Here is a 26231-nt window from a genome sequence, read left to right on the forward strand (position 1 = left end):
GATCAGCACGCTTTCAGGAAGTCACAGCCCGGGGACGAGGGAGATGAGCAGGTCGATGAGCTTGATGCCGATGAAGGGGGCGATCAGGCCGCCGATGCCGTAGATCGCGAGGTTGCGGCGGAGCATCCTGTCGGCGCTGACCGGCTTGTACCGCACGCCCTTCAGGGAGAGCGGCACCAGCGCGATGATGATCAGCGCGTTGAAGATGACGGCGGAGAGGATCGCGGAGTCGGGAGAGGACAGCTGCATGATGTTCAGCTTGTCCAGGCCCGGATAGACGGCCGCGAACAGCGCCGGGATGATCGCGAAGTACTTCGCGACGTCGTTGGCGATGGAGAACGTCGTCAACGCGCCCCGGGTGATGAGGAGTTGCTTGCCGATCTCGACGATCTCGATCAGTTTGGTCGGATTGGAGTCGAGGTCGACCATGTTGCCGGCCTCCTTGGCGGCCGACGTGCCCGTGTTCATCGCCACGCCGACGTCCGCCTGTGCCAGCGCGGGCGCGTCGTTCGTCCCGTCACCGGTCATCGCGACGAGCTTGCCGCCCGCCTGCTCCCGCTTGATGAGGGTCATCTTGTCCTCGGGCGTGGCCTCGGCGAGGAAGTCGTCGACGCCCGCCTCCTCGGCGATCGCCTTGGCGGTCTGCGGGTTGTCGCCCGTGATCATGACGGTCCTGATGCCCATGCGGCGCAGCTCCTCGAAGCGCTCCCGCATGCCGTGCTTGACGACGTCCTTGAGGTGGATGACACCCAACACCCGTGCACCGTCGGCGTCTTCGATCGCGACGAGGAGCGGCGTGCCGCCCGACTCCGCGATGAGACCGGCGATGGCATCGGCGTCCTCGGCGACCGTACCGCCCTGCTCCTGGACCCACGCGACGACCGAACCGGCCGCGCCCTTACGGATCCTGCGCCCGTCGACGTCCACGCCCGACATCCGTGTCCGGGCGGTGAACGCGATCCATTCGGCGTGCGCCAACTCGCCCTGGTGGCGCTCGCGCAGCCCGTACTTCTCCTTCGCCAGTACGACGACGGAGCGGCCCTCGGGGGTCTCGTCGGCGAGGGAGGACAGCTGGGCGGCGTCGGCGAGTTCGGCCTCGGTGGTGCCGCGCACCGGCACGAACTCGGCGGCCCGGCGGTTGCCGAGGGTGATGGTGCCGGTCTTGTCGAGCAGCAGGGTCGACACATCGCCGGCGGCCTCGACCGCCCGGCCGGACATGGCCAGTACGTTGCGCTGCACCAGCCGGTCCATGCCCGCGATGCCGATCGCCGACAGCAGCGCGCCGATGGTGGTCGGGATGAGGCAGACCAGCAGGGCGACCAGGACGATCATCGTCAGGTGCGTGCCCGCGTAGTCGGCGAACGGCGGCAGCGTGGCGCATGCCAGCAGGAAGACGATCGTGAGCGAGGCGAGCAGGATGTTCAGCGCGATCTCGTTCGGCGTCTTCTGCCGTGCCGCGCCCTCGACCAGGCTGATCATGCGGTCGATGAAGGTCTCGCCCGGCTTCGTCGTGATCCTGATGACGATGCGGTCGGAGAGGACCTTCGTCCCGCCGGTCACGGCCGAACGGTCGCCGCCGGACTCGCGGATGACCGGCGCGGACTCACCGGTGATGGCCGACTCGTCGACGGACGCGACGCCCTCGACGACATCACCGTCACCGGGGATGACGTCGCCGGCCTCGCAGACCACCAGGTCGCCGATCGTCAACTCGGTGCCGGGGACCCGCTCTTCCGAGCTCCCGACAAGCCGGCGCGCCACGGTGTCCGTCTTGGCCCTGCGCAGGGTGTCGGCCTGGGCCTTGCCGCGGCCCTCGGCGACCGCCTCCGCCAGGTTGGCGAAGACGACGGTCAGCCAGAGCCAGGCGCTGATCGCCCAGCCGAACCAGTCGCCCGGGTCCGTGCAGGAGAACACGGTGGTCAGCACGGAGCCGATCCACACCACGAACATCACGGGCGACTTGACCATGACCCGGGGGTCGAGCTTGCGGCAGGCGTTGGGCAGGGACTTGACGAGCTGCTTGGGATCGAACAGGCCCGCACCGACACGGCCTTCGGCGGGTGCGCGCCCGGTGGGGACGTCGCTGTGCGGCGCCCGGGTCGGAGTGACTGTGGACATCGAGTCCTCGTGGTTTTCCGTGCGGGTCGTCATCACGCCAGCCCCTCGGCAAGCGGACCCAGCGCGAGCGCCGGGAAGTACGTCAGACCGGTGATGATCAGGATCGCGCCCACCAACAGGCCGGTGAACAGCGGCTTCTCGGTGCGCAGGGTGCCCGCGGTGACCGGCACCGGCTTCTGCTCGGCCAGCGAACCGGCCAGCGCCAGCACGAACACCATCGGCAGGAAGCGACCGAACAGCATCGCGAGCCCGGTCATCGTGTTGAACCAGTCCGTGTTCGCGTTCAGGCCCGCGAACGCCGAGCCGTTGTTGTTCGCGGCGGACGTGAAGGCGTACAGCACCTCCGAGAAGCCGTGCGCGCCGGAGTTGAGCATCGAGTGCGGCGGCGTCGGCAGGGCCATGGAGGCGGCGGTGAAGACAAGCACCAACGCCGGGGTGATCAGGATGTAGCAGGCGGCGAGCTTGATCTCGCGGGAGCCGATCTTCTTGCCCAGGTACTCGGGCGTACGGCCGACCATCAGACCGGCGATGAACACCGCGATCACCGCCATGATCAGCATGCCGTAGAGACCGGAACCGGTACCGCCGGGCGCGATCTCGCCCAGCATCATGCCCAGCATCGTGATGCCGCCGCCGAGACCGGTGAACGACGAGTGGAAGGAGTCCACCGCACCGGTCGACGTGAGCGTGGTCGACACCGCGAAGATCGACGAGGCACCGACGCCGAAGCGGACCTCCTTCCCTTCCATCGCACCGCCCGCGATCTGGAGCGCAGGGCCGTGGTGCGCGAACTCGGTCCACATCATCAGCGCCACGAAGCCGAGCCAGATGGAGCCCATCGTGGCGAGGATCGCGTACCCCTGCTTCACGCTGCCGACCATCACACCGAACGTGCGGGTCAGCGAGAACGGGATCACCAGGATCAGGAAGATCTCGAACAGGTTGGTGAAGGGCGTCGGGTTCTCGAAGGGGTGGGCGGAGTTGGCGTTGAAGTAGCCGCCGCCGTTGGTACCCAGCTCCTTGATGGCCTCCTGCGAGGCGACCGCGCCGCCGTTCCACTGCTGCGATCCCCCCATGAACTGGCCGACCTCGTGGATGCCGGAGAAGTTCTGGATCGCACCGCAGGCGACCAGCACGACCGCGGCGATCGCCGCGCCCGGCACCAGGATGCGGATCGTGCAGCGCACCAGGTCGGCCCAGAAGTTGCCCAGTTCGCCGGTGCGCATGGGGGTCCCCCCTGCTCGAGCGGAGCCGAGACCTCGGGGGAGGGCGAAGCCGCGCACCAGCGCCACGGCGACGGCGATACCGACGGCCGCGGAGACGAAGTTCTGCACCGCGAGACCGGCGGTCTGCACGACGTGTCCCATGGTCTGCTCGCCGTAGTACGACTGCCAGTTGGTGTTCGTCACGAACGACACAGCCGTGTTGAACGACTGCGCGGGGTCGACCGCGGAGAAGCCCAGCGAGCCGGGCAGGACGCCCTGGAGCCGCTGCAGCAGGTAGAGGAACAGCATGCTGACGGCCGAGAAGGCGAGGACGCCGCGCAGATAGGCGGGCCAGGTCATCTCGGCGTCGGGGTCGGCGCCGATGCACCGGTAGATCCGCTTCTCCGCTCTCAGGTGCGTGCGGGAGGAGAAGACCCGGGCCATATAGGTGCCGACGGGGACGTAGGCGAGCGCCAGCGCGCCGATGAGGGCGAGCAGTTGGAGCACGCCTGCGAGGACGGGACTCATGTCTGCTCTCAGAACCTCTCCGGGAAGATCAGGGCGAGGACGAGATAACCCAGCAGGGCGACGGCCACGACCAGGCCGACGACGTTCTCGGCGGTCACAGCTTCGTCACCCCCCTGGCGACGAGTGCCATCAGCGCGAACGCCGCGAGCACGGTGACGACGAAGGCCACATCGGCCATCGCGAACTCCTGGAGTGGGGTGCGTCGGATACGGACGCTTAGAGGAAAGCGCGCATCCGGCCGGATCGGGCCGCCCGTTGACGGCTCTCTTACGGCGACGGCCACGGCTTTGACGGGGCCCTTACGGCCGCCGGTCCGTACCGATGGGCAGGCCGCGCTGAAGGCCTCTGACCTGGTTCACAGCAGCCGGAAGCGGAGCCCACGGATCACCGCGTCCGGGTTGCAGCGGGTTCCGCCGCTGATGTTTCCGGCGCGGCCCACGGGCGGGCACGCACGCCTGCACCGCACCGGCCGCCTGGCGGCGAGTGCCGTCCCGGCGCGTGGATGAGGTGCTGGACCCGTCGGGCTCAGTTCGCCCCGGCCGCCACCGTGGCCGGGGCCTCACCCGCGACCTCGTCCGGGACGTCGCGCAGGCCGAGGCGCAGATGCTCCACGTGGTAGAGGGCCTGCTCCAGGAGCTCGGCCACGTGGTTGTCGTAGAGGGCGTAGATGACCGACCGGCCCCGGCGCTCGCCGGTGACCAGGCCGAGGTTGCGCAGCAGCCGGAGCTGGTGGGAGCACGCGGACTGCTCCATGCCGACGGCGTCGGCGAGTTCCGTCGCCGCGCACGGGCCCTCCTGGAGGCGTGCGAGGATCCGCAGCCGGGAGGGCGTGGCCAGCGCCTGGAGCGTGGCGGCCACATCGGCGGCGCCCACGGTTTCGAGGCGCTCGCGTGCGGTTGCTGTGGTTCTGGCGTCAGCTCCGTGGCCCATGGTCTTCATCCTACGGAGAAGAACCCATGAACGTATGAATGTGTCTTCATGTGGTCCTGTACGGTGAGGGGCGTGGCACCCCGCTCCGGGCTGCCCGTCAGCTCGTCCTCCCGCATTGAAGGATTTCCGTTCCGATGACCTCCACCCTGGCTCCGGCGCCGGCCGGCCGCACCGCCGATCCCCGCGGTGACGGTGCGCCCAGGCGGCGCACCCGCGTCTTCGCGCTGCCCGAAGCGCGCTGGGCGGCAGCGGCCACCGTGCTGTTCCTCCTCGCCCTCCCGCTGCAGCTGACCGGCGCACCGGCCTGGGCGTGGGGGCCGCTGTACGCGCTCGCGTACGCGGCCGGCGGCTGGGAGCCGGGCTGGGCGGGTCTGCAGGCGCTGCGGGAGAAGACCCTCGACGTCGATCTGCTGATGGTCGTCGCCGCGCTCGGGGCGGCGGCGATCGGCCAGGTGATGGACGGAGCACTGCTGATCGTCATCTTCGCCACGTCCGGGGCGCTGGAGGCGCTGGCCACCGCCCGTACGGCCGACTCGGTGCGCGGGCTGCTCGACCTGGCGCCGGCCACCGCCACCCGCATCGGCGCCGACGGCGACGAGGCCCTCGTGGCCGTCGAGAGCCTGTCCGTGGGCGACGTCGTCCTCGTACGGCCCGGTGAGCGCGTCGGCGCCGACGGGCGCGTCCTCGACGGCACGAGCGACGTCGACCAGGCGACCATCACCGGTGAGCCGCTGCCCGTCGCCAAGGAAAAGGACGACGAGGTCTTCGCCGGCACCCTGAACGGCACCGGGGCACTGCGCGTCCGCGTCGAGCGGGACGCCTCCGACACGGTGATCGCCCGGATCGTGCGGATGGTGGAGGAGGCGTCCGGGACCAAGGCGCCCACCCAGCTGTTCATCGAGAAGGTCGAACAGCGCTACTCCCTGGGTATGGTGGCCGCGACGCTCGCCGTGTTCCTCGTCCCCCTCGCCGTCGGCGCGAGCCTCAACGGCTCACTGCTGCGCGCCATGACCTTCATGATCGTGGCCTCGCCGTGCGCTGTCGTGCTCGCCACCATGCCGCCCCTGCTGTCCGCCATCGCCAATGCCGGACGGCACGGCGTACTGGTCAAGTCGGCCGTGGTGATGGAGCGGCTGGGACAGGTCGACGCGGTGGCGCTCGACAAGACCGGCACCCTCACCGAGGGCACCCCGCAGGTCACCGACGTCCGGCCGCTGAGCGGATCGGGCGTGGGCGAGGACGAGTTGCTGATGCTCGCGGCCGCCGCGGAGCACCCGAGCGAGCACCCGCTGGCCCGGGCCGTGGTGGAGGCGGCACGCGGACGCGGGCTCGGCCTGCCGGTGGCCGAGGACTTCGCCTCGACGCCCGGTGTCGGGGTGACCGCCACCGTCGACGGGCGCGCGATCGCGGTCGGCGCCCCGGCCCGGCTGCTCGACGGGGCAGGCGGGGCCGCCGTGGCGGACACGACAGGCGGGACAGGCATGGCAGGCGGGACACCGGACGCCGGTTCGGCACCGGCGGCCTCGCTTCTCGCCGCTGAACTGGAGGACGGCGGACGGACGGCGGTACTGGTGACGGTCGACGGTGTGCCGGTCGGCGCCCTCGGCATCGCCGACCGCGTCCGCCCCGAGGCCGCCGCCACCGTCGCCTCGCTGACGTCCCTCACCGGAACCGCTCCCGTCCTGCTGACCGGCGACAACCCGCGCGCCGCCGCCCGCCTCGCCGCCGAGGTCGGCATCGATGACGTGCGCGCCGGACTGCTGCCGCAGCACAAGGTGGCTGCCGTCAGGGAGCTGGAGCAGGCCGGGCGCAGGGTGATGGTCGTCGGCGACGGCGTCAACGACGCACCCGCGCTCGCCGCCGCGCACACCGGAGTCGCGATGGGCAGGGCGGGCTCCGACCTCGCCCTGGAGACCGCCGACGCGGTGATCGTCCGTGACGAGCTGGCCACCGTCCCCGCCGCGATCTCCCTGTCCCGGCGGGCCCGGGCACTGGTCGTGCAGAACCTGGTCATCGCCGCGGTGTTCATCACCGGCCTCGTGGTCTGGGACCTGGCGGGCAGCCTGCCCCTGCCGCTCGGCGTCGCCGGCCACGAGGGCTCCACGGTGATCGTCGGCCTCAACGGCCTTCGGCTGCTGCGTGAGGCGGCCTGGCGGAGGGCCGCCGAGTGAGCCGCCGCAAAGCCGCGCCCCAAACGGCACCCCGCTGCACGATCACCGTGTGCAGGGGCTGCTGCTGCGGCACGGACAAGATCCCCGGGGTCGACCACAGGAGTCAACTCGCCACGCTCAAGGCCGAGTTGGGGCCGACAGCCCAGGTCAGGGTCGTGAACTGCCTCGACGCCTGCGAGCAGGCCAACGTCATCGTCGTACAGCCGTCCCCCGCAGGACGCGAGGCCGGTGGCCGACCGGTCTGGCTCGGACTGGTCAACGACCCGGACGCCACCGCCGACGTCGTGAGCTGGGTGCGCTCCGGAGGCCCCGGCCTCACCGACCCGCCCGACATCCTCGACCTGTACACCTTCACTCCGTCCCGGCGCGTTCGGCGGGCGGTCGAGGACTGAGGAGCGGCGGACCGTCGTCGGCGGTGTGCGTGGGGCGCGCCTGGCGGGGGGTGCGGGGATCTCTTCGCACTCCGGAGCGAAGCAGAGGGGAAGGTAGTGGAATATTGAACCACCGGCCCCCGTTGTGCACCTCGAAGGAGGTCACGAGTGGAGTCTCGAGTGAACACGGCGGACACGACCAACATGGCGAACGCGGCCGACACCGCGAACACGACGTACTACGACCACGGAACGGCGACGGAGCGCTGGGAGCGCGCGCAGCAGTTCTTCGACGCCAAGGACTACGCGGGCGCGGCACGCGTGCTGGCCGCGCTGGTGGAGGAGGTGCCGGAGCAGACCGGGCCCCGGCTGCTGCTGGCCCGTGCCTACTACCACTCGGCCCAACTGCGCCGCGCCGAGGCCGAGTTGCGCACCATCGTCGAACGCGACCCGGTGGAGCACTACGCCCGGCTGATGCTGGGCCGCACGCTCGAACGGCAGGCCCGGCACGAGGAGGCGGAGTCCCATCTGCGGATCGCCTCGGCGCTCGCGGGGAGCTTCGAAGACATCTGAGACGTCCGAGACGTCTGCGTGTCCGGGACGACTGACACGGCCGAGACGTCTGAGCGACGCTCGGCCGTTGCCGTCGCGGTTCAGCCCCGGTACGCCTCCAGCAGCCGCAGCCACACCTCGCTGATCGTGGGGAAGGACGGCACCGCGTGCCAGAGGCGGCTGATGGGGACCTGGCCGGCGACCGCGACGGTCGCCGAGTGGAGCAGCTCCCCCACGCCGGGGCCCACGAAGGTGACCCCGCGCAGGATCTCGTCGTCCAGGTCGACGACCATGCGGGCACGGCCCTTGTAGCCGTCCCCGTACAGGCCGGCGCCCGCGACCGACGAGAACTCGACGTCGACGGGCCGGACCCGGTACCCGGCCTGCTCGGCCTCCGCCAGGGAGAGTCCGACGGCAGCGGCCTCGGGGTCGGTGAAGACGACCTGGGGTACGGCGTGGTGGTCGGCGGTGGCGACATGCGCGCCCCAGGGGCCGTCCCGGAGGGGTTCGCCGGAGGCGCGGGCGGCGATGGCGTCGCCCGCGACGCGGGCCTGGTACTTGCCCTGGTGGGTGAGCAGGGCGCGGTGGTTGACGTCCCCGACGGCGTACAGCCAGTCGCTGCCGGTGACGCGCAGGCCGTCGTCGACCGGCAGCCACGCGCCCGGCTCCAGGCGGACCGTGTCGAGGCCGATGTCTTCGGTGCGCGGGGCGCGGCCGGTGGCGAACAGGATCTCGTCGGCCTCGATGCGGTCGCCGCGGTCGGTGATCACCACGACGGTGCCGTTCTCGCGGCTCACGGACTCGACGGACGTACCGGTACGGACGTCGGCGCCGGCCTCGGTGAGGGCCTCGGCGACGAGCTCCCCGGCGAAGGGCTCCATGCGGGGCAGCAGGCCCTTGCCGCGGACCAGGACGGTGACCTGGGAGCCCAGCGCCTGCCAGGCGGTGGCCATCTCGGTGGCGACCACGCCACCGCCCACCACGATGAGTCGTTCGGGCACGGCCTGGGCGCTGGTGGCCTCGCGGCTGGTCCAGGGCTTCACGTCGGCGAGTCCTGGCAGGTCGGGCAGCCGGGCGCGGGTGCCGGTGGCGACGACGACGGCGTGCCGGGCGGTGAGGGTCTTCACCCCGCCGTCGGGGGCGGTCACGGTGACCGTGCGCGGTCCGGCGAGGCGGGCGTGGCCGCGGTAGAGGTCGGCGCCGATGCCGTCGAGCCACCGGACCTGGCCGTCGTCCTTCCAGTCCCCGGTGAACTCGTTGCGCCGGGCGAGGACCGCGGCCGCGTCCAGCGGGCCCTGCACGGTCTCGCTCAGGCCGGGCAGACGGCGTGCGTCGGCGCGGGCGATGACCGGCCTCAGCAGGGCCTTGCTGGGCATGCAGGCCCAGTACGAGCACTCGCCGCCGACGAGCTCGCTCTCCACGACGGCGGTGGTCAGGCCACCGGCCCGGGTGCGCTCGGCGACGATCTCCCCCACGGGCCCGGCCCCGAGCACCACGACGTCGTACGCGATCGAATCGGTTTCCGTCATGGACTCAGTCTGGTGGGTGGTGTGCGTCGTGGCCACACGGGTACGCGGGCGGAATACGCACGTGGGCGACTGTGGTTGTCCCGAGGACTTCGCCCCCACATCAGGAAGAGGTAACCCGTATGAGCAGCACCGTTGAGCTCACCAAGGAAAACTTCGATCAGACGGTCACGGACAACGAATTCGTCCTGATCGACTTCTGGGCGGACTGGTGCGGGCCGTGCAAGCAGTTCGCGCCGGTGTACGAGAAAGCGGCGCAGGAGAACCCCGACCTGGTCTTCGGGAAGATCGACACCGAGGCCCAGCCTGAGCTGGCCGCGACCTTCGGCATCCAGTCGATCCCGACGCTGATGATCGTCCGCGACCGGGTCGCGGTGTTCGCGCAGCCCGGCGCGCTGCCCGAGGCCGCGCTCGCGGACGTCATCGGACAGGCCCGCGACCTGGACATGGACGAGGTCCGCAAGGCGGTCGCCGCCCAGCAGGCGCAGGCCCAGGGCAACGGGGAGGGCAAGTAGTCCATCCCGGACGGCGTTCAGCCCGATCGACGCTCAGCTGGAGTCGCGCTGCACCAGCGACGCCCCCAGCACCGTGTGCGTCTCGGGCTGCGCGCCGGGGGCGCACACCGCACGGTCGACGAGTTCGGCGAGTGCGCGGCCGGACGGCAGCTCGATGTGGATGCTGCTGAGCCGGGGCCGCAGCAGCCGGCCGAGCATCAGGTCGTCGGCGCCGACCACGGCGGTGTCCTCGGGAATGCGCACCCCCTCGTCCTGCAGGGCGCGCATCAGCAGCATCGCGTACTCGTCGTTGTACGCGAACACCCCGTCGAGGTCCAACTCACGCCAGCGGGAGGCCAGTTCCGCGGCGGACGCCTCCGCGTAGGCGAGGGGCAGCCCGGTCACCACGGCGTCCGTGTCGCGCAGCCTCCGGCGTACGCCGTCGAGGCGCGGCCGCGAGAAGACCTCCAGGCCGGGTTCCTCCGGGATGACGACGCCGATACGGCGCCGGCCACGTGCGTACAGGTGGGCCGCGGCGCAGTGGCCGACGCCGCTCTGGTCCGTCAGCAGGGCATGGGCGCCGTCGACGCGCTCGGGGCCGAAGGTCACGACGGCCCGGGCCCCGGCGCGCTTGAGGACGGCGACGCCCTGCGGGCCGAGCCCGGCGCCGGGCACGAGGACGGCGACGGGCCGTAACTCGGCCCAGGCGCGGGCGGCTTCGTCACCGTGCAGGCCGAGGGTGCCGTACTGCACGACCGTGTAGTCGAGGCTGCCGAGGGCCCACTGGAGTTCGGTGACGAAGCGGCCGAAGAGCGGGCCCACCGGGATGGCCGGGGCGGGCATCAGGACCATACGGCTGTGTCCGGCGCGCAGGCTGCGGGCGGCCGCGTGGGGCACGTACCCGAGTTCCTTCGCGGCGGCGTGGACGCGGCGGCGCGTCGGTTCGCTGATCCGCACCGCGCTGGAGTTGTTGAGGACGTAGGAGACGGTCGCGCGCGAGACGCCGGCCGCGCGGGCCACATCGGCGCTCGTCGGGACGGAGCGCGGCGTCGGCGGCGCGGCCGAGGGCGTGTTCGGTATCTGCACCATGACGTACCGCATCTTGGCAGAGGCCGAAGACGCAACGACCGGCGGGGGCAACGTGGTTCACACTTCCACGAACGCGGCTCACACGGCGGGCGCGGTCCTCGTCACGCGGGCCACGAGGTCGAGCCAGCCCGCCTCCAGCCGTTCCAGCGGCATCCCGCACTGCCGCGTCAGGTGGTGGATCAGGACGGGATTGAGGTAGCCGAGCAGCGTCTGGGCGAGGAGCTCGCAGTCCGCGTCCGGCACCGCCTCCCGCAGCAGCAGCGACACATGGGTGTACAGGACGCAGCGCGGGGCCACGGAGAAGCGCTGCTCCGGGCTCGGCTCGGCCGCCAGCTGCAGCTCCAGCTCGTCCGCGGTACGGCGCACCAGCGCGAGGCCGAACGCGCCCAGCCGCTCCACGGGATCCGCGCCGGGCCCCAGCGGCGGCGGGCCGCTCATGAACGCCGCCTGGAACTTCCGCTCCGAGTGGTCCAGCAGCGCCATCAGCAGGCCCGTGCGGTCGCCGAACCGGCGGAAGACGGTGCCCTTGCCGACCGAGGCCGCCGCGGCCACCGCCTCCATGGTGAGGTGCGCGGCGCCGTGCTCCTTCACGAGCCGGGCCGCGGCCTCCAGCAGCCGGGCGCGGTTGCGCGCGGCGTCGGCGCGCAGACAGGGCTCGTCCTCACCGGAGCCGAGTTCGAGCAACTGCGGTGCGTCTACGGGCTCCTGGGGCGTCGGAAAGGGCGGCAGAGCGCGGGACATGAAGACAGCGTAAAGCATGGGGAACAGAACTGGACCGCGGTCCGGTTAGACTGGTACAACATTAAACGGACCACGGTCCGGATCGTCTCGGACCGTGACGCACTGTTTCATCGTCTTGGAGTTGTTCTCATGTCTGTACGCATCCTTGCGCTCGTCGGCAGCCTTCGCGCCGGTTCGCACAACCGTCAGCTCGCCGAGGCCGCCGTCAAGCTCGCCCCCGCGGGCGCGGAGGTCGAGCTGTTCGAGGGCCTGGGTGACATCCCCTTCTACAACGAGGACATCGACGTCGAGGGCAGCGTCCCGGCCGCCGCGGCCAAGCTGCGCGAGGCCGCGCAGGCCTCCGACGCGTTCCTGCTCTTCGTCCCCGAGTACAACGGCACCATCCCGGCCGTACTGAAGAACGCCATCGACTGGCTGTCCCGCCCGTACGGTGCCGGCGCCCTCACCGGCAAGCCCGTCGCCGTGGTCGGCACCGCCTTCGGCCAGTTCGGCGGCGTGTGGGCGCAGGACGACACCCGCAAGGCCGTGGGCATCGCCGGCGGCAAGGTGCTGGAGGACGTCAAGATGTCCGTCCCCGGCTCGATGACCCGCTTCGCCGAGACCCACCCGGCCGACGACACCGAGGTCGCCGCCGAGCTCGCCGAGGTCGTCGCGCGCCTGCACGGCACCGTGGGCGCGGCCGCCTGACCCGGGCCGCCACACCCTGAGGGGCCGGAGCCGCACGTGCGGGCAGCTCCGGCCCCTCGTCGTGCGTCAGCCGGTCGTGAGCACCATGCGGAAGCGTGCCCGGCCGGCGAGCATCTTGTCGTAGGCCTCCTGGACCCGGTCCAGCGGCACCGTCTCGATCATCGGGCGGATGCCGTGCAGGGCGCTGAAGTCCATGGTGTCCTGCACGTCCTGCGCGGTTCCCGACGGATGGCCGCGGATGACCCGGCCCTGCATGATCAGCTGGAGCGGGCTGATCGCCATGGGCTCGGGCGTGGCACCGATGACCACCAGCTCACCGCGGGGCGCGAGGCCGTCCACGGTCGCGGAGATGGCGTCGGAGTTGCCGGCGGTGGCCAGCACCACGTCGGCGCCGCCGAGCGCCTGAAGGGCGTCCACGACGGGGACCCCGCCCGTGCTGTCGATGTAGTGGTGCGCACCGAGCTGCTTGGCGAAGTCGGCCTTGTCGCCGCCCCGGGCGATCGCCACCGTCTCGAAGCCCATGGCGACCGCGTACTTCACCCCCAGATGACCGAGGCCGCCCAGCCCGAGAACGGCGACCAGGTCACCCGACCGTGCGGAGCTGCGCCGCAGTCCGTTGAACGTGGTCACGCCCGCACACGCCATGGGGCCCGCGTCGGTCGCCGCCAGCCCGTCGGGGATTCGGGCCAGGGCGGTCTCCGGCACGATCATCTTGTCCGCGAAGCCGCCGTCGTACGTCCAGCCGGGCACCTGGAGGTGGTCGCACACGATGAAGTCGCCGTCCCGGCACTGCCTGCAGTAGCCGCAGTTGCCGCCGAACCAGCCCACGGCCACCCGGTCGCCCACCTCCCAGCCCTTGTCCTGCGTGCCCGCGCCGAGTTCCTCGATGCGCCCCGCGGCCTCGTGCCCGGGCACGTCGGGAAACCGGACCCCCGGCACCCCGGCGTTCACGAAGGCGGCGTCGCTGTGGCAGATCCCGCAGGCCTCCACCGCGATCCGTACGTGGCCGCGGCCCGGACTGGACACCTCGCGCTCGACGATCTCGAAGGGCGCGCCGGCGGCGGGCACCTGCGCGACTCGGTAGGTACTCATGCGTGTCTCCGGAGGCAGGAACGGCAACGGCTGTGGACCCCCGGGAACCAGCAGACCAGTTCCGCGCCGAACGCGCGCGCCGAGCGAAAGCCGTACCGCACCGGCCAACCGCACGTTACCGTGCAGTAGACAACCCGGTCAGCAGACGACCCGGCTCGCCGGCCACCCGGCGGACGACGGAGGTGGTCCCGCCATGATGCCCGACCGTGCCGCAGGCCTCGCCGAGTCCGCTCGCGCGCTGGCCGACGGGGAGGTCACCTCCCGTGCGCTCGTCGAGCAGGCCCTCGCACGGATCGAGGCCACACAGGCGTCCCTGAACGCCTTCCGGATCGTGCGGGCCGAGTCCGCGCGGGCCGAAGCGGACGCCGCCGACGCCGAGTTGGCGGACGGGGTGCGGCGTCCGCTGCTCGGAGTGCCGGTGGCCGTGAAGGACGACATGGACGTAGCGGGCGAGCCGACCGCGTTCGGCTGCCGCGGCGACTTCCCGCCGGCGGCCGAGGACAGCGAGGCGGTACGGCGGTTGCGTGCGGCCGGGGCCGTGATCGTCGGCAAGACGAACACCTGCGAGCTCGGGCAGTGGCCGTTCACCGAGGGGCCCGCGTTCGGTGCGACCCGCAACCCGTGGAGTACCGAACACACGCCGGGCGGTTCCTCGGGCGGTTCGGCGACGGCCGTCGCGGCGGGGCTGGTTCCGGCCGCGCTCGGCTCGGACGGCGCCGGATCGGTGCGCATCCCGGCCTCCTGGACCCATCTGATCGGCATCAAGCCGCAGCGCGGCCGCATCTCCACCTGGCCGCGCCCCGACGACTTCCAGGGCATCTCGGTCAACGGCACCCTGGCCCGGACGGTCGCGGACGCGGCCCTGCTCCTCGACGCGGCTTCCGGCAACCACGGACGCGATCCGTACCAGCCGCCCGCCGTCAAGGTCGCGGACGCGGTCGGCCGGGACCCGGGACGGCTGCGGATCGCGCTGTCGCTGAAGCCGCCGTTCACCGCGCTGCCCGCCCGGATCCGGCCGGAGGTACGGGCGCGGGTACTCGAACTCGCCCAGAAACTTGCCGCGTTGGGGCACAGCGTGGAGGAGACCGACCCGCCGTACGGGCGGATCGGGCTGACCTTCGTGCCGCGGGCCACAGTCGGTCTCGCCGAGTGGGCCGGCATGACTCCCGAGCCCGCCCTGCTCGACCGGCGCACCCGGGACGCCGCTCGCCTGGGCCGGTTGCTCGGCGGGGCCCCGCTACGGGCCGCCCGGCGCGCGGAGGCCGGGCTGCACCGGCGGATCGGCGCGTTCTTCGCGTCGTACGACGTCGTCCTCGCCCCGACCACGGCGGCGCCCCCGCCGCGGATCGGCTCGATGCTCCCGCTCGGCGGGCTCGCCACCGACCGCGCCATGATCGCCGCGTGCCCCTATGCCTGGCCGTGGAACGTGCTGGGCTGGCCGGGTGTCAACGTGCCCGCCGGGTTCGTCACCGGCGGGCTGCCGGTCGGCGCCCAGTTGCTCGGGCCGGCCGGCAGCGAGCCGCTGCTGGTCTCCCTCGCCGCTCAGCTGGAGGCGGAGCTGCGCTGGTACGAGCTGTGGCCGCCCGGGCAGCTGGACCTCAATTCCCCTGTCGCGTGAGGGAGTTCCGGCGGCATCCCGCCGTACGCTGTGACCATGGATGATGCGTCGATGATCGGGCTCATGGGGCGGGTCACCGGCACGGTCGCGCCCGGACTCGTCGGCGAGGTGATCGTGCGGGTGCGCGGGGGCGCGGAGCACTTCCTCGCGTACGCCGCCGACGGGGCGGTCCGGATCGAGCCGGGCACGGTGGTGACGGTCGTGGAGTACCTGCCGCCGAGGACGGTCTACGTCACCCCGGCGTACGGCAGTTGAGCCTGCTCCGCCCCAGGTGGAAGGCGCATGCGTCAAGATTGCAACAAGGTTCCGTCAGCGTCTTCTCCCGGGGTCCCCGCAGGAGCACACTCCCCTCGTTCGGTGCCGACAGGGCACCATGCAGAGGGGGCGAATGCCGATGGTTGTCGGCGTCGTTGCGGGGGCGGCGGTTGCCGCCGTTCTCGTGCTGATCGGTCTGTTCAAGCTCATGTGGCGCGTCGCCGAGCCGAACGAGGCGCTCATCATCTCCGGTTCGAAGCACCGGACCGAGGGCCTCGAAGAGGGCATGGGCTTCCGCATCGTCACCGGGCGCGGCACGCTGGTGCTGCCCGGTGTCCAGGCGGTGCGCAAGCTCTCCCTCGACCTGAACGAAACCGAGTTGTCGGTGGACTGCGTGACGCACCAGGGCATTCCGCTCAAGGTGCGGGGCGTGGTCATCTTCAAGGTGGGCGACGACTTCGTGTCGATCGCCAACGCGGCCCGCCGGTTCCTCGACCAGCAGAGGATGATGTCGGAGCGGGTGCACAACGTCTTCGCCGGTCATCTGCGGTCCATCGTGGGCGGGTTGACGGTCGAGGACATGATCCGTGACCGGGAGAAGCTCACGGGGCAGACCCGGGCGGCCTGCGGCACGGAGATGGAGAAGCTCGGCCTGATCGTCGACTCGCTGCAGATCCACGAGATCGAGGACCCGACCGGGTACATCCAGAATCTTTCGATGCCGCACGCGGCGGCCGTGCAGCGGGACGCGCGCATCGCGCAGGCGGAGGCGAACCGCCTCGCCACCGAGGCCGAGCAGCAGTCGTACGCCCGGATGGCCGAGGCCACCCGGGACAGCGAGATCCTCCAGGCCGGCTACCAGGCCGAGCGGGACAAGGCGGGGGCGAAGGCCCGGCAGGCCGGACCGCTCGCCGACGCCGCCGCCCGGCAGGAGGTCGTCGTCCAGGAGACGCGGGTCGCCGAGCTGGAGGCGCAACGCAGGGAGCAGCAGCTCCAGGCGGACGTCCGCAAGCCCGCCGACGCCAGGGCCTACGAGAAGCGCACGCTGGCCGAGGCCGAGCGTGACGCGCGGATCTCGGCGGCGCAGGCCAAGGCCAAGGAGACGGAGCTCGCGGCGGCGGCCGAGGCGACCCGGGTGAAGACGGCCGCGGGCGCCGAGGCCGAGGCGACGAAGACCCGCGGCGCCGCCAGCGCCTCGGCCACCCGCGCCACCGGTGAGGCCGAGGCGGCGGCCACCCAGGCGAAGGGTCTGGCGCAGGCCGAGGCGTCCAAGGCGAAGGGCCTCGCGGAGGCGGAGGCCATCAAGGCCCGCGCCGCCGCCCTCGCCGAGAACCAGGAGGCCGTCGTCGCCCAGCAGCTCGCCGAGAACTGGCCGCTGATCGTCGAGGCCGGTGCGTCCGCGTTCGGCAACGTGGACAACATGGTGGTGCTCAACGGCGCAGACGGCGTGGCCGAGTTGTTCGCGAAGGCGCTCACGATGGGCGGTACGGGGCTGGGGCTCGCGCGTCAGCTGCTCGCGTCCATGAACCACAACGGGCAGAGCACGAGCGGTACTTCCGCTCCCGCGCACGGGGTGGTGACTCCTCGCGAGACGCCCGAGCAGGTGCCGATCGACGGCAAGTGACCTGCCTCGTTTGTCCTTTGGAGCCTGCCCCCGCGCGTCCCGCTGCGGGGGCAGGCTCTAAGGTGTGCCCACGTGACTGACTTTACTGATCAAGACGTCCCCGGCCGGCACGGCCCCACGGCGACCACCGAGGCCGAACCCCGCGAGGTCGGCCGGGTGAAGACCGAGTACTCGCCCGCGCACGACGGCGACCCGGACCCCGGTGAGATCGTGTGGACGTGGGTGCCGTTCGAGGAGAACGACGGGCGGGGCAAGGACCGGCCGGTGCTGGTCGTGGCCCGGGAGGTCGCGGGGACCTTCCTCGCCGTGCAGCTGTCCAGCAAGGAGCACAACGGGGACCGGGACTGGGTGGCGATCGGCAGCGGACCCTGGGACCGGTCCGGTCGTGACTCCTGGGTGGCCGTGGACCGCGTGATGCGGCTGCACGAGGAGGGCATGCGCCGCGAGGCGTGCGCGCTCGACCGGATGCGGTTCAACCTGGTCGTGCACCGCCTGCGGGAACGCTACGGCTGGAACTGACGCTCCGGAAAAGCCCGTACGAAGGCTTCCCGGACCACGGCTCCCGGCGTGCGGTCCAGCACCCCGAACACCACGTGCTCGAAGGACCGCGAGAACCGGCCGCCGGGGCCGAGCAGGGTCCGGAAGGCGCCCGCCACCTGTGCCGGGTCGTTCCGGAACACGCCGCAGCCCCAGGCGCCCAGCACCAGCCGCCGGTAGCCGTGGGCCGCGGCCGTCTCCAGGACCCGCTCGGCCCGCACGGCAAGGGCGCGCGGCAGCTCGGCGGCCCGCTCCGGGGCCGTACGCCGGACGACGCCGGCGTTCGGGGCCGCGGCGGTGAGGAATCCGGCGGGGTAGGGCTCGTCGAGGAGAGCGCCCCGGTCGTCACGGAAGACGGGCACCGCCGGGGAGTGGATCACTCGATCGGAGTAGAGCGGGTCACGGTGGGTGCGGTGGTGCTCGTAGAACTCCGGGGCCCGCAGCAGGCAGGTGTACAGCGCGGAACCTCGGCACAGGGCCTCTTCCTGGGCCTGGGCGCCGTTGAGGTAGCCGCCGCCCGGGTTCCGCGCCGAGGCGAAGTTCAGGACGGCGACGGGTCCCGGGGTGGCGGTGAGCCGGCGGGCGGCCTCCAGGCTGCTCTCGCCCGTGACCTCGAAGAACGTCTCCGTCTCGGGGGCGTCCGGCACCGGCACCGGGTCCGGCCCGTACAGGCGCGTGGCGGCCCGCGCGGCCTCGACCGCCGCCGCGACGGACACCTCGCGGCCGTCCAGCGCGCGGTACGCACCCGCCGCCACGATGCTCTCGGTCTCCCGCGCAATGCTGCGCAGCCGCGCGCTCACGGTGCCACCCCCGTGGGCACCGCGACCGCGCGCCGCGCGGCCTCCCCCGCCGTACTCGTGGTGATCTCCCCCGTCGTGCTCATGCACGCATCCTGAGCGATGCTGGTGTGACGGTGCAACGGAGTTTTCCCGGCCCCGGAACGTCCCGGAAACGCGAACGGAAACGGAGATGGCGGCCCCGGAACGTCCCGCTGGGCGCTCTTGTGCGAACGGGCACGAGGGTCTTGGGTGGAACGAGTGCCTGCCCGGGCCGTCCCGGTCCCGGGCCGGTGACATGGTGGAATCTCAGGAGGATCCCGACATGTCCGATGCGGCAAGTGGCTGTTCCGATACGGCGAGTGGCTGTACGGAGCATCGTGAGTCCCGTACAGCCGTCACCGAGGCTGAGGTCGAGGCGCTGGTCCACGGCATCTGCTTCAAGACCGGACCACCCCGCGCCCTCGGGGTCGAAGTGGAATGGCTCGTCCACGAGCTGCGTCTGCCGCAGCTCCCCATAACGTCCGAACGACTCGAAGCGGCCTACGCCGCACTGCGTACCGTGCCCCTGAAGTCGGCGCTCACCGTCGAACCCGGTGGTCAGCTGGAGCTCAGCTCGCCGCCCGCCGGGTCCCTGATGGAGTGCATCGGTACCGTCTCCGCCGATCTCGACGCGGTCCGCGCGGCCTTGGAACAGGACGGTCTGGGCCTCCTCGGCATCGGCCACGATCCCTGGCACCCACCGCGCCGGTTCCTGCGCGAGCCGCGCTACGACGCCCTGGAGGCCTGCCTCGACCGCACCGGCCCGGCCGGCCGCCACATGATGTGCTGCTCGGCCTCGGTCCAGGTGTGCGTCGACGCCGGGTACGAGGAGCCGGGACCGCTGGGCCACGGGCGGCGTTGGTGGCTGGCCCACCAGCTGGGGCCCGTCCTGGTGGCCGCGTTCGCCAACTCCCCGCTGGCCGGAGGAAAACCCACGGGCTGGCTCTCCACCCGGCAGCGGATATGGACGGACATCGGCCCCGGCCGGGCGGGCGCTCCCCCGCTGAACGGCGAGCCGCGCGCGTCCTGGGCCCGGCACGTGCTGGACGCCCCGGTGATGTGCGTACGGCAGGACGGCGGCCCGTGGGCCGTGCCCGAGGGGCTGACCCTGCGGGAGTGGACCCGTTCGGCACGGCCCCGGCCGCCCACGTGGGAGGACGTCGACTACCACCTCACCACGCTCTTCCCTCCCGTCAGACCCCGCGGTCACCTGGAGCTGCGCATGATCGACGCTCAGCCCGGCGACGACGGGTGGATCGTGCCGCTCGCGGTGACGGCGGCGCTGTTCGACGACCCGGAGGCCGCGGAGACGGCGTACCGGACCGTGAAGCCGCTGGCCGAGCGGTCCTTGTCGCGGCCCGCGCCGCACAATCCGCTCTGGATCGACGCGGCCCGCTCCGGGCTGGCCGACCCGGAACTGCACGAGGCCGCGGTCGCATGTTTCGCGGCGGCTCTCGACGCCCTGCCGCGGCTCGGGGCCACGGCCGAGGTCACAGCGGCCGTGGCGGCGTACCGGGACCGCTATGTGGTGCAGGGCCGTTGCCCGGCCGACGACCTGCTGGAGCGCCGGAGCGGCGCGCACCGCCGCACCCATGGGAAGGACGTCCCCGCATGAGCGCCCCCGAAATCGACGCCGAGGCCCTGCGCGGGCGCGCGCTGGACTCGCTCCTGCGGGCCCGCGCCCGCACCGCGCTGCTGACGAGTTGCGTCGACGAGCCCGATCTCACCGCGCAGCACTCGCCGTTGATGTCCCCGCTGGTGTGGGACCTCGCCCACATCGGCAACCAGGAGGAGCTGTGGCTGCTGCGGGCGGTCGGCGGCCGGGAGGCGATGCGTCCCGAGATCGACACGCTGTACGACGCCTTCGAGCACCCGCGCGCACAGCGGCCGTCGCTGCCGCTGCTGCCACCGGGCGAGGCGCGCACGTACGCGGCCGAGGTGCGTGAGCGCGCCCTCGACCTCCTGGAGAGCACCGCGTTCCACGGGACGCGGCTGACGGAGTCCGGCTTCGCCTTCGGGATGATCGCGCAGCACGAACAGCAGCACGACGAAACGATGCTGATCACTCATCAGTTGCGCGAGGGCCCGCAGGCGCTGAGCGCCCCGGACCCCGAACCGGCGCCCGACTTCACCGGCCCGGCCGAAGTCCTGGTCCCCGGCGGTCCGTTCATCATGGGGACCTCCACCGAGCCCTGGGCCCTGGACAACGAACGCCCGGCGCACCGGCGGGAGGTGGCGCCGTTCCACATCGACACGACGCCGGTGACGAACGCCGCGTACCAGGCGTTCATCGAGGACGGCGGCTACGAGGAGGAGCGCTGGTGGGCGCCCGAGGGCTGGGCACACATCCGGCAGCACTCCATCACCGCGCCGCTGTTCTGGCGCCGCGAGGGCGACCAGTGGCTGCGGCGCCGCTTCGGCGTCACCGAGGTCGTACCGCCCAGCGAGCCCGTGCTGCACGTGAGTTGGTACGAGGCGGACGCCTACGCCCGCTGGGCCGGGCGTCGGCTGCCCACCGAGGCGGAGTGGGAGAAGGCGGCCCGGCACGATCCCGCCCGAGGCCGCTCGACGCGCTACCCGTGGGGTGACGCCGACCCGGCCCCGGAACACGCCAACCTGGGCCAGCGGCACCTCCGTCCCGCGCCTGCAGGCAGCTATCCGGCCGGTGAATCTCCCTTGGGCGTGAGGCAGTTGATCGGTGACGTGTGGGAGTGGACGGCGAGCGACCTCCTGCCGTACCCCGGCTTCACGGCGTTCCCGTACAAGGAGTACTCGGAGGTGTTCTTCGGGCCCGAGTACAAGGTGCTGCGCGGCGGTTCGTTCGCCGTGGACCCGGTGGCCTGCCGGGGCACGTTCCGCAACTGGGACTACCCGATCCGGCGGCAGATCTTCTGCGGCTTCCGCACGGCCCGTTCGGGAGATGTCTGATGTGCCGTCATCTGGCCTATCTGGGACCGGAGGAGCCGCTCGGCCGGCTCCTCACGGAGCCCCCGCACGCCCTGTACCGTCAGTCGTGGGCACCTCGGCGGCAGCGGTACGGCACGGTCAACGTCGATGGTTTCGGGGTGGGTTGGTACGCAGCCGGCGATCCGGTACCCGCACGCTACCGGCGGGCCGGGCCGATCTGGGCAGACCTGTCGTTCGCCGACCTGGCCCGGGTCGTGCGCACCGGCGCGCTGCTCGCCGCGGTGCGCGACGCGACGCTGCCGGGCGCCGACGGGGAGGCCGCGGCGGCGCCGTTCGCCGCGGGCACCTGGCTGTTCAGCCACAACGGCGCCGTCGTGGGCTGGCCGCGGTCGGCGGCGGCCCTCGTGCCCGCCCTCTCCCCGGTGGACCTGCTGTCGCTGGAGGCGCGCACCGACTCGGCGTTCGTCTGGGCGCTGGCCCTGGCCCGGTTGCGCGCGGGCACCGAGGCGGGCCGGGCGCTCGCCGAGGTGGTGCGCGAGGTCGCGGAGGCGGCCCCCGGCTCCCGGCTCAACCTGCTGCTCACCGACGGCACGACCGTCGCGGCCACCGCCTGGGGCGACACGCTGTGGTACCGCACGGAGCCGGGCGGCGGCACCGTCGTCGCCTCCGAGCCGTACGACGACGATCCGCGCTGGCAGGAGGTCCCCGACCGCACGCTGCTCACGGCGAGCCGCACCGACGTCCTCCTCTCCCCGATCGACTCCCGGGCCGAATCCCAGGCCGATTCCGGTTCCCGGACCGAGTGCCGGGGCGGATCTCCGAGTGATTGCGCGAGCGATGCGGGCGATTCCCCGAGCGGGAACCTCGCGTCCACATCCCCGAAGGAGCCCTGTACGTGAGCCCCCTGCGAGTCACCCGCACCCTGCCCGAGGACGCCACGGACGCCGCGCTGCGCGCCGACGTCCAGGCCGGCCTCACGGCCACCCCCAAGACACTGCCGCCGAAGTGGTTCTACGACGCCCGGGGCAGCGAGCTGTTCGAGCGGATCACCGAGCTGCCCGAGTACTACCCGACCCGGGCCGAGCGCGAGATCCTCGTCGACCGGGCCGCCGAGATCGCCGCCGCGACCCACGCCCGCACCCTGGTCGAGCTGGGCTCGGGCTCGTCCGAGAAGACGCGGCACCTGATCGACGCGCTCGCCGACCTGCACATGTACGTTCCCGTGGACGTCAGCGAGAGCGCGCTCACCCAGGCGGGGCAGGCGCTCATCGAGGATCGGCCGGGGCTCGCCGTACACGCCCTGATCGCCGACTTCACCGCCCGGCTGGCCCTGCCGGAGACGCCCGGGCCGCGGCTGGTCGCCTTCCTGGGCGGCACCGTCGGCAATCTGCTGCCCGCCGAACGGGCCGCGTTCCTGGCGTCGGTCCGCCGTCTGCTGGCACCGGGCGACGCCCTGCTGCTGGGCACGGACCTGGTCAAGGACACGGACGTGCTGGTCCGGGCGTACGACGACGCGGCGGGCGTGACGGCCGAGTTCAACAAGAACGTCCTGGCCGTCGTCAACCGCGAACTGGGAGCGGACTTCGATCCCGGCGCCTTCGACCATGTGGCGCTGTGGGACGCGGGGCGGGAGTGGATCGAGATGCGGCTGCGCTCCCGTACGGCGCAGACCGTGAAGGTTCCCGCGCTCGGCCTCGCCGTGGACTTCGCGGCGGGCGAGGACCTGCGCACCGAGGTGTCGGCGAAGTTCCGGAAGGAGGGGGTGGCCGCGGAACTCGCCGCGGCGGACCTGCACTTGACCCACTGGTGGACCGACGCGCAGGGCCGCTTCGCGCTGTCGCTGAGCACGGTCCGCTGACCCGGGGGCGGCGGCCCGGGCGCCCCCGGGCCGCGCCCGCGACGCCTCGCGCTCCGTTCGCGCATGCGGCACGGTGGAGTGACGTGACGGGTGACATCCCCGTCACCGGTGAAGAGGAGCACCCGTATGAACGACCACACCTACCGGGTGACCGAGATCGTCGGCACCTCCCAGGAGGGCATCGACCAGGCCATCCGCAACGGCATCGCCCGCGCCGACCAGACGCTGCGCAACCTGGACTGGTTCGAGGTGACGCAGGTCAGGGGCCAGCTGGAGAACGGGAGGGTCGAGCACTTCCAGGTATGCATGAAGGTCGGCTTCCGCCTCGAGGGCGATACCTGACGGCCGCCGGGCCGCCACGCTGCCCGGCAGCTCAGGATGCGAACCGCGTCCCGGGCGGAGACCCTGGAAGACGGAAGCGCAATCGGCTAGGAGGGTTGCCATGTCCATCAAGGACAAGATCAAGGACCTGCTGAAGGGTCACGAGCAGCAGGCCGACAGGGGCATCGACCAGGCCGGCGACCGCATCGACGAGAAGACCCAGGGCCAGCACCAGTCCCAGGTCGACACGGCCCAGCAGAGGATGAAGGACGAGCTCGGCGGTCAGGACCGCGACATTCCTCCGCATCCTTAACCGGCACTCCCCCACTCCTCAGGACGGACCTGCGAAGCGCCCCGATGCCGAGCCCCCACGACCCGTACGTCCGCGTCCACGGCGCCCGCGAGCACAATCTCAAGGGCGTCGACGTGGACATCCCACGGGACGTGATCACGGTGTTCACGGGCGTGTCCGGCTCGGGGAAGTCCTCACTGGCGTTCGGCACGATCTACGCGGAGGCGCAGCGGCGCTACTTCGAGTCCGTGGCGCCGTACGCCCGCCGGCTGATCCACCAGGTCGGGGCGCCGAAGGTCGGGGAGATCACCGGGTTGCCGCCCGCGGTGTCGCTCCAGCAGCGCCGCTCGACCCCGACCTCCCGCTCCTCCGTGGGCACCGTCACCAGTCTCTCCAACTACCTGCGCATGCTGTACTCGCGCGCCGGTGACTATCCGCCGGGCGCCGAACTTCTCTACTCCGACGCCTTCTCCCCCAACACCCCGATCGGTGCCTGCGAGGAGTGCCACGGCCTGGGGCAGATCCACTGGACCACAGAGGAGTTGATGGTCCCCGACCCGTCGCTGTCGATCCGTGAGGGAGCGATCGCCGCGTGGCCGGGCGCCTTTCAGGGCAAGAACCTGCGCGACATCCTGGACACGCTCGGCGTCGACGTCGACCGGCCGTGGCGCGAGCTGGATCCCGAGCAGCGGGAGTGGATCCTGTTCACGGACAAGACGCCGACGGTGACGGTGCACCCGGTGCGGGACGCCGACAAGATCCAACGGTCGTACAAGGGCACGTACATGAGCGCCGACCGGTACGTGCTGAAGACCTTCGCGGAGTCCAAGAGCCCGCACCTGCGGGCCAAGGCCGAGCGCTTTCTGGTCACCGCGCCCTGTCCGGCGTGCCGGGGCAGCAAGCTGCGGCCGGACGCGCTGGAGGTGACCTTCGCGGGCCGCAACATCGCCGAGCTGGCCGCGCTGCCGCTGACGGAGCTGGTCGAGCTGCTCAAGGACGCGCTGAAGCACGAGGACACGTCGGAGACGGCGCGGGTCCTCGCCGAAGACCTGCTGGCGCGTATCGCCCCGGTCGTCGAACTCGGCCTCGGTTACCTGAGCCTGGACCGGTCGACCCCCACCCTCTCGGCGGGCGAGCTCCAACGGCTGCGCCTTGCCACGCAGTTGCGCTCCGGCCTGTTCGGCGTGCTGTACGTCCTGGACGAGCCGTCGGCGGGACTGCATCCGGCGGACACCGAGGCCCTGCTGACGGTGCTGGAGCGGCTGAAGGCGGCGGGAAACTCGGTCTTCGTGGTCGAACACCACCTCGACGTGATGCGCGGCGCCGACTGGGTGGTGGACGTGGGCCCGCGCGCGGGCGAACACGGCGGGCGCGTCCTGCACAGCGGTCCGGTGGCGGACCTGGCCTCGGTCGCGGAGTCGGCGACGGCCCGCTACCTCTTCGACCGCGCCCCGGCCCCGGAACGCGAACTGCGCACCCCACACGGCCGGTTGACCGTGGGCCCGGTGACCCGCCACAACCTGCGCGAGGTGACGGCCGAGTTCCCCCTCGGCGTGTTCACCGCGGTCACCGGTGTGTCCGGCTCCGGCAAGTCCACCCTGATCGGCGAGATCAGCGAGGAGCTGGAGGGCGTCGGCCGCCTGGTCTCGGTCGACCAGAGACCGATCGGCCGCACCCCGCGCTCCAACCTGGCGACGTACACAGGCCTGTTCGACGTCGTACGGAAGCTGTTCGCGGCCACCGACGAGGCGCGCGCCCGGGACTACGGCGTGGGGCGGTTCTCCTTCAACGTGACGGGCGGGCGCTGCGAGACCTGCCAGGGCGAGGGATTCGTCAGCGTGGAGCTCCTCTTCCTGCCCAGCACGTACGCTCCGTGCCCGGACTGCGGAGGCGCCCGCTACAACCCCGAGACGCTCGAAGTGACGTACAAGGGCAAGAGCATCGCGGACGTCCTCGACATGACGGTGGAACGCGCGGCCGAGTTCTTCGCGGACACCCCGTCCGTCTCCCGCAGCCTGAGCGCCCTGCTCGACGTCGGCCTCGGCTATCTCCGCCTGGGACAGCCCGCGACCGAACTGTCCGGCGGCGAGGCCCAGCGCATCAAGCTCGCGAGCGAGCTCCAGCGCGGCCGCCGCGGCCACACCCTCTACCTCCTCGACGAGCCGACTACCGGTCTCCACCCGGCCGACGTAGAAGTGCTGATGCGCCAGCTGCACAGCCTGGTCGACGCCGGTCACACGGTCGTGGTGGTCGAGCACGACATGTCGGTGGTGGCGGGCGCGGACTGGGTCATCGACCTGGGCCCGGGCGGCGGCGACGCCGGCGGCCGCATCGTCGCGGCGGGCACTCCGGCGGAGGTGGCGGGGGCGGAGGGGAGCGTTACGGGGCCTTATCTGGGGCGGGCGATGGCCTGAGCCTTCCCGCCTCTACCCCGGGCCTCCCCCACGATGGATCGGGGTTGACCCTCAACCTGGTGAAGGGCTCAGAGTTCCGGGCG

At 72.0% G+C, this 26231-nt stretch carries 26 protein-coding genes; 16 read left to right on the forward strand and 10 right to left on the reverse strand.

All coding sequences use genetic code 11. The features are described 5' to 3' along the window. Positions 1 to 21: 21 nt before the first annotated feature. The 5 genes from kdpB to ABZ910_RS29985 all read right to left on the reverse strand — a co-directional run bounded on the left by kdpB (position 22) and on the right by ABZ910_RS29985 (position 4781). Positions 22 to 2151: a potassium-transporting ATPase subunit KdpB gene (kdpB, locus tag ABZ910_RS29965; RefSeq protein WP_361370947.1), complete on the reverse strand. Its 2130-nt coding sequence runs from the start codon at positions 2149 to 2151 to the stop codon at positions 22 to 24. Then, the gene (gene kdpA, locus ABZ910_RS29970) at positions 2151 to 3851 is read right to left on the reverse strand and encodes a potassium-transporting ATPase subunit KdpA (protein ID WP_361370950.1); all 1701 of its coding nucleotides are present in this window, start codon (positions 3849 to 3851) and stop codon (positions 2151 to 2153) included. The genes kdpB and kdpA overlap by 1 nt, the downstream gene beginning before the upstream one ends. 8 nt (positions 3852 to 3859) lie before the next feature. Next, positions 3860 to 3949: a K(+)-transporting ATPase subunit F gene (gene kdpF / locus ABZ910_RS29975; protein WP_009326374.1), complete on the reverse strand. Its 90-nt coding sequence runs from the start codon at positions 3947 to 3949 to the stop codon at positions 3860 to 3862. After that, positions 3946 to 4134, reverse strand: coding sequence for a hypothetical protein (locus tag ABZ910_RS29980; protein WP_361370953.1), 189 nt, complete (start codon positions 4132 to 4134; stop codon positions 3946 to 3948). The genes kdpF and ABZ910_RS29980 overlap by 4 nt, the downstream gene beginning before the upstream one ends. 242 nt (positions 4135 to 4376) lie before the next feature. Further along, positions 4377 to 4781 carry a metalloregulator ArsR/SmtB family transcription factor gene (locus tag ABZ910_RS29985; protein WP_361370956.1) on the reverse strand — a complete coding sequence of 135 codons (405 nt, stop codon included), beginning with the start codon at positions 4779 to 4781 and terminating at the stop codon, positions 4377 to 4379. A gap of 134 nt (positions 4782 to 4915) precedes the next feature. Here ABZ910_RS29985 and ABZ910_RS29990 point away from each other — a divergent pair, with 134 nt between their 5' ends. From ABZ910_RS29990 to ABZ910_RS30000, 3 genes are all read left to right on the forward strand, one after another. Next, positions 4916 to 6952, forward strand: coding sequence for a heavy metal translocating P-type ATPase (locus tag ABZ910_RS29990; protein WP_361370958.1), 2037 nt, complete (start codon positions 4916 to 4918; stop codon positions 6950 to 6952). After that, positions 6949 to 7344 carry a (2Fe-2S) ferredoxin domain-containing protein gene (locus ABZ910_RS29995; RefSeq protein WP_361370961.1) on the forward strand — a complete coding sequence of 132 codons (396 nt, stop codon included), beginning with the start codon at positions 6949 to 6951 and terminating at the stop codon, positions 7342 to 7344. The genes ABZ910_RS29990 and ABZ910_RS29995 overlap by 4 nt, the downstream gene beginning before the upstream one ends. Positions 7345 to 7527: 183 nt before the next feature. Further along, positions 7528 to 7896: a tetratricopeptide repeat protein gene (locus tag ABZ910_RS30000; RefSeq protein WP_361371086.1), complete on the forward strand. Its 369-nt coding sequence runs from the start codon at positions 7528 to 7530 to the stop codon at positions 7894 to 7896. Positions 7897 to 7976: 80 nt separating this feature from the next. Here the strand turns inward: ABZ910_RS30000 and ABZ910_RS30005 are convergent, their stop codons facing one another. Further along, on the reverse strand, positions 7977 to 9404 hold the full coding sequence (locus ABZ910_RS30005) for an NAD(P)/FAD-dependent oxidoreductase (protein ID WP_361370965.1): 1428 nt from the start codon (positions 9402 to 9404) through the stop codon (positions 7977 to 7979). A 119-nt stretch (positions 9405 to 9523) separates the two neighbouring features. Between ABZ910_RS30005 and trxA the strand changes: the two genes are divergently transcribed. Further along, positions 9524 to 9916, forward strand: a complete 393-nt coding sequence (gene trxA / locus ABZ910_RS30010; protein ID WP_361370967.1) for a thioredoxin — start codon at positions 9524 to 9526, stop codon at positions 9914 to 9916. Positions 9917 to 9949: 33 nt separating this feature from the next. On the opposite strand, the gene ABZ910_RS30015 is transcribed toward trxA, so the two are convergent. After that, positions 9950 to 10984 carry a LacI family DNA-binding transcriptional regulator gene (locus ABZ910_RS30015; RefSeq protein ID WP_361370970.1) on the reverse strand — a complete coding sequence of 345 codons (1035 nt, stop codon included), beginning with the start codon at positions 10982 to 10984 and terminating at the stop codon, positions 9950 to 9952. 78 nt (positions 10985 to 11062) lie between these two features. Continuing rightward, complete coding sequence (locus ABZ910_RS30020; RefSeq protein ID WP_361370973.1) at positions 11063 to 11743, reverse strand: TetR/AcrR family transcriptional regulator; 681 nt, start codon at positions 11741 to 11743, stop codon at positions 11063 to 11065. Positions 11744 to 11854: 111 nt separating this feature from the next. Here ABZ910_RS30020 and ABZ910_RS30025 point away from each other — a divergent pair, with 111 nt between their 5' ends. After that, positions 11855 to 12412 carry an NAD(P)H-dependent oxidoreductase gene (locus ABZ910_RS30025; RefSeq protein WP_361370976.1) on the forward strand — a complete coding sequence of 186 codons (558 nt, stop codon included), beginning with the start codon at positions 11855 to 11857 and terminating at the stop codon, positions 12410 to 12412. 66 nt (positions 12413 to 12478) lie between these two features. Here the strand turns inward: ABZ910_RS30025 and ABZ910_RS30030 are convergent, their stop codons facing one another. Continuing rightward, on the reverse strand, positions 12479 to 13504 hold the full coding sequence (locus ABZ910_RS30030) for an alcohol dehydrogenase (protein ID WP_361370979.1): 1026 nt from the start codon (positions 13502 to 13504) through the stop codon (positions 12479 to 12481). A 193-nt stretch (positions 13505 to 13697) separates the two neighbouring features. On the opposite strand from ABZ910_RS30030, the gene ABZ910_RS30035 reads away from it, so the two are divergent. The 4 genes from ABZ910_RS30035 to ABZ910_RS30050 all read left to right on the forward strand — a co-directional run bounded on the left by ABZ910_RS30035 (position 13698) and on the right by ABZ910_RS30050 (position 17520). Further along, the gene (locus ABZ910_RS30035) at positions 13698 to 15122 is read left to right on the forward strand and encodes an amidase (RefSeq protein WP_361370982.1); all 1425 of its coding nucleotides are present in this window, start codon (positions 13698 to 13700) and stop codon (positions 15120 to 15122) included. A gap of 36 nt (positions 15123 to 15158) precedes the next feature. Next, entirely contained in the window at positions 15159 to 15377 is a 219-nt protein-coding gene (locus ABZ910_RS30040) for a hypothetical protein (protein ID WP_361370985.1), read from the forward strand. A gap of 133 nt (positions 15378 to 15510) precedes the next feature. Then, positions 15511 to 17001 (forward strand): SPFH domain-containing protein, encoded by a 1491-nt coding sequence (locus ABZ910_RS30045; RefSeq protein ID WP_361370988.1) that lies wholly within the window; start codon positions 15511 to 15513, stop codon positions 16999 to 17001. A 72-nt stretch (positions 17002 to 17073) separates the two neighbouring features. Further along, positions 17074 to 17520 carry a type II toxin-antitoxin system PemK/MazF family toxin gene (locus ABZ910_RS30050; RefSeq protein WP_361370991.1) on the forward strand — a complete coding sequence of 149 codons (447 nt, stop codon included), beginning with the start codon at positions 17074 to 17076 and terminating at the stop codon, positions 17518 to 17520. Here ABZ910_RS30050 and ABZ910_RS30055 read toward each other — a convergent pair. Continuing rightward, positions 17505 to 18338, reverse strand: coding sequence for a TIGR02452 family protein (locus ABZ910_RS30055; protein WP_361370993.1), 834 nt, complete (start codon positions 18336 to 18338; stop codon positions 17505 to 17507). The two genes, ABZ910_RS30050 and ABZ910_RS30055, sit on opposite strands and share 16 nt — an antisense overlap. 301 nt (positions 18339 to 18639) lie before the next feature. On the opposite strand from ABZ910_RS30055, the gene egtA reads away from it, so the two are divergent. The 7 genes from egtA to uvrA all read left to right on the forward strand — a co-directional run bounded on the left by egtA (position 18640) and on the right by uvrA (position 26148). Next, on the forward strand, positions 18640 to 19971 hold the full coding sequence (gene egtA, locus ABZ910_RS30060; RefSeq protein ID WP_361370996.1) for an ergothioneine biosynthesis glutamate--cysteine ligase EgtA: 1332 nt from the start codon (positions 18640 to 18642) through the stop codon (positions 19969 to 19971). After that, the gene (gene egtB / locus ABZ910_RS30065) at positions 19968 to 21284 is read left to right on the forward strand and encodes an ergothioneine biosynthesis protein EgtB (RefSeq protein WP_361370999.1); all 1317 of its coding nucleotides are present in this window, start codon (positions 19968 to 19970) and stop codon (positions 21282 to 21284) included. The genes egtA and egtB overlap by 4 nt, the downstream gene beginning before the upstream one ends. After that, entirely contained in the window at positions 21284 to 22162 is an 879-nt protein-coding gene (gene egtC / locus ABZ910_RS30070) for an ergothioneine biosynthesis protein EgtC (RefSeq protein ID WP_361371002.1), read from the forward strand. The genes egtB and egtC overlap by 1 nt, the downstream gene beginning before the upstream one ends. Then, positions 22159 to 23121 carry an L-histidine N(alpha)-methyltransferase gene (egtD, locus tag ABZ910_RS30075; RefSeq protein WP_361371005.1) on the forward strand — a complete coding sequence of 321 codons (963 nt, stop codon included), beginning with the start codon at positions 22159 to 22161 and terminating at the stop codon, positions 23119 to 23121. The genes egtC and egtD overlap by 4 nt, the downstream gene beginning before the upstream one ends. Positions 23122 to 23247: 126 nt before the next feature. Further along, positions 23248 to 23463, forward strand: coding sequence for a dodecin (locus ABZ910_RS30080; RefSeq protein WP_361371008.1), 216 nt, complete (start codon positions 23248 to 23250; stop codon positions 23461 to 23463). 100 nt (positions 23464 to 23563) lie between these two features. Beyond that, positions 23564 to 23755, forward strand: a complete 192-nt coding sequence (locus tag ABZ910_RS30085; RefSeq protein WP_361371011.1) for an antitoxin — start codon at positions 23564 to 23566, stop codon at positions 23753 to 23755. A 44-nt stretch (positions 23756 to 23799) separates the two neighbouring features. Further along, entirely contained in the window at positions 23800 to 26148 is a 2349-nt protein-coding gene (uvrA, locus tag ABZ910_RS30090; protein WP_361371014.1) for an excinuclease ABC subunit UvrA, read from the forward strand. The last annotated feature ends 83 nt before the right edge of the window (positions 26149 to 26231 follow it).

This window comes from Streptomyces sp. NPDC046805, assembly GCF_040645355.1.
GTDB lineage: Bacteria > Actinomycetota > Actinomycetes > Streptomycetales > Streptomycetaceae > Streptomyces.

Excerpts from the sequence above, each read along its gene's own strand:
- kdpB (WP_361370947.1), bottom strand. The coding sequence starts at position 2,151 with ATGACGACCCGCACGGAAAACCACGAGGACTCGATGTCCACAGTCACT.
- kdpA (WP_361370950.1), bottom strand. The coding sequence starts at position 3,851 with ATGAGTCCCGTCCTCGCAGGCGTGCTCCAACTGCTCGCCCTCATCGGC.
- ABZ910_RS29985 (WP_361370956.1), bottom strand. The coding sequence starts at position 4,781 with ATGGGCCACGGAGCTGACGCCAGAACCACAGCAACCGCACGCGAGCGC.
- ABZ910_RS29990 (WP_361370958.1), top strand. The coding sequence starts at position 4,916 with ATGACCTCCACCCTGGCTCCGGCGCCGGCCGGCCGCACCGCCGATCCC.
- ABZ910_RS30000 (WP_361371086.1), top strand. The coding sequence starts at position 7,528 with ATGGCGAACGCGGCCGACACCGCGAACACGACGTACTACGACCACGGA.
- ABZ910_RS30005 (WP_361370965.1), bottom strand. The coding sequence starts at position 9,404 with ATGACGGAAACCGATTCGATCGCGTACGACGTCGTGGTGCTCGGGGCC.
- trxA (WP_361370967.1), top strand. The coding sequence starts at position 9,524 with ATGAGCAGCACCGTTGAGCTCACCAAGGAAAACTTCGATCAGACGGTC.
- ABZ910_RS30015 (WP_361370970.1), bottom strand. The coding sequence starts at position 10,984 with ATGGTGCAGATACCGAACACGCCCTCGGCCGCGCCGCCGACGCCGCGC.
- ABZ910_RS30020 (WP_361370973.1), bottom strand. The coding sequence starts at position 11,743 with ATGCTTTACGCTGTCTTCATGTCCCGCGCTCTGCCGCCCTTTCCGACG.
- ABZ910_RS30025 (WP_361370976.1), top strand. The coding sequence starts at position 11,855 with ATGTCTGTACGCATCCTTGCGCTCGTCGGCAGCCTTCGCGCCGGTTCG.
- ABZ910_RS30030 (WP_361370979.1), bottom strand. The coding sequence starts at position 13,504 with ATGAGTACCTACCGAGTCGCGCAGGTGCCCGCCGCCGGCGCGCCCTTC.
- ABZ910_RS30035 (WP_361370982.1), top strand. The coding sequence starts at position 13,698 with ATGATGCCCGACCGTGCCGCAGGCCTCGCCGAGTCCGCTCGCGCGCTG.
- ABZ910_RS30040 (WP_361370985.1), top strand. The coding sequence starts at position 15,159 with ATGGATGATGCGTCGATGATCGGGCTCATGGGGCGGGTCACCGGCACG.
- ABZ910_RS30045 (WP_361370988.1), top strand. The coding sequence starts at position 15,511 with ATGCCGATGGTTGTCGGCGTCGTTGCGGGGGCGGCGGTTGCCGCCGTT.
- egtA (WP_361370996.1), top strand. The coding sequence starts at position 18,640 with ATGTCCGATGCGGCAAGTGGCTGTTCCGATACGGCGAGTGGCTGTACG.
- egtB (WP_361370999.1), top strand. The coding sequence starts at position 19,968 with ATGAGCGCCCCCGAAATCGACGCCGAGGCCCTGCGCGGGCGCGCGCTG.
- egtC (WP_361371002.1), top strand. The coding sequence starts at position 21,284 with ATGTGCCGTCATCTGGCCTATCTGGGACCGGAGGAGCCGCTCGGCCGG.
- ABZ910_RS30080 (WP_361371008.1), top strand. The coding sequence starts at position 23,248 with ATGAACGACCACACCTACCGGGTGACCGAGATCGTCGGCACCTCCCAG.
- ABZ910_RS30085 (WP_361371011.1), top strand. The coding sequence starts at position 23,564 with ATGTCCATCAAGGACAAGATCAAGGACCTGCTGAAGGGTCACGAGCAG.
- uvrA (WP_361371014.1), top strand. The coding sequence starts at position 23,800 with ATGCCGAGCCCCCACGACCCGTACGTCCGCGTCCACGGCGCCCGCGAG.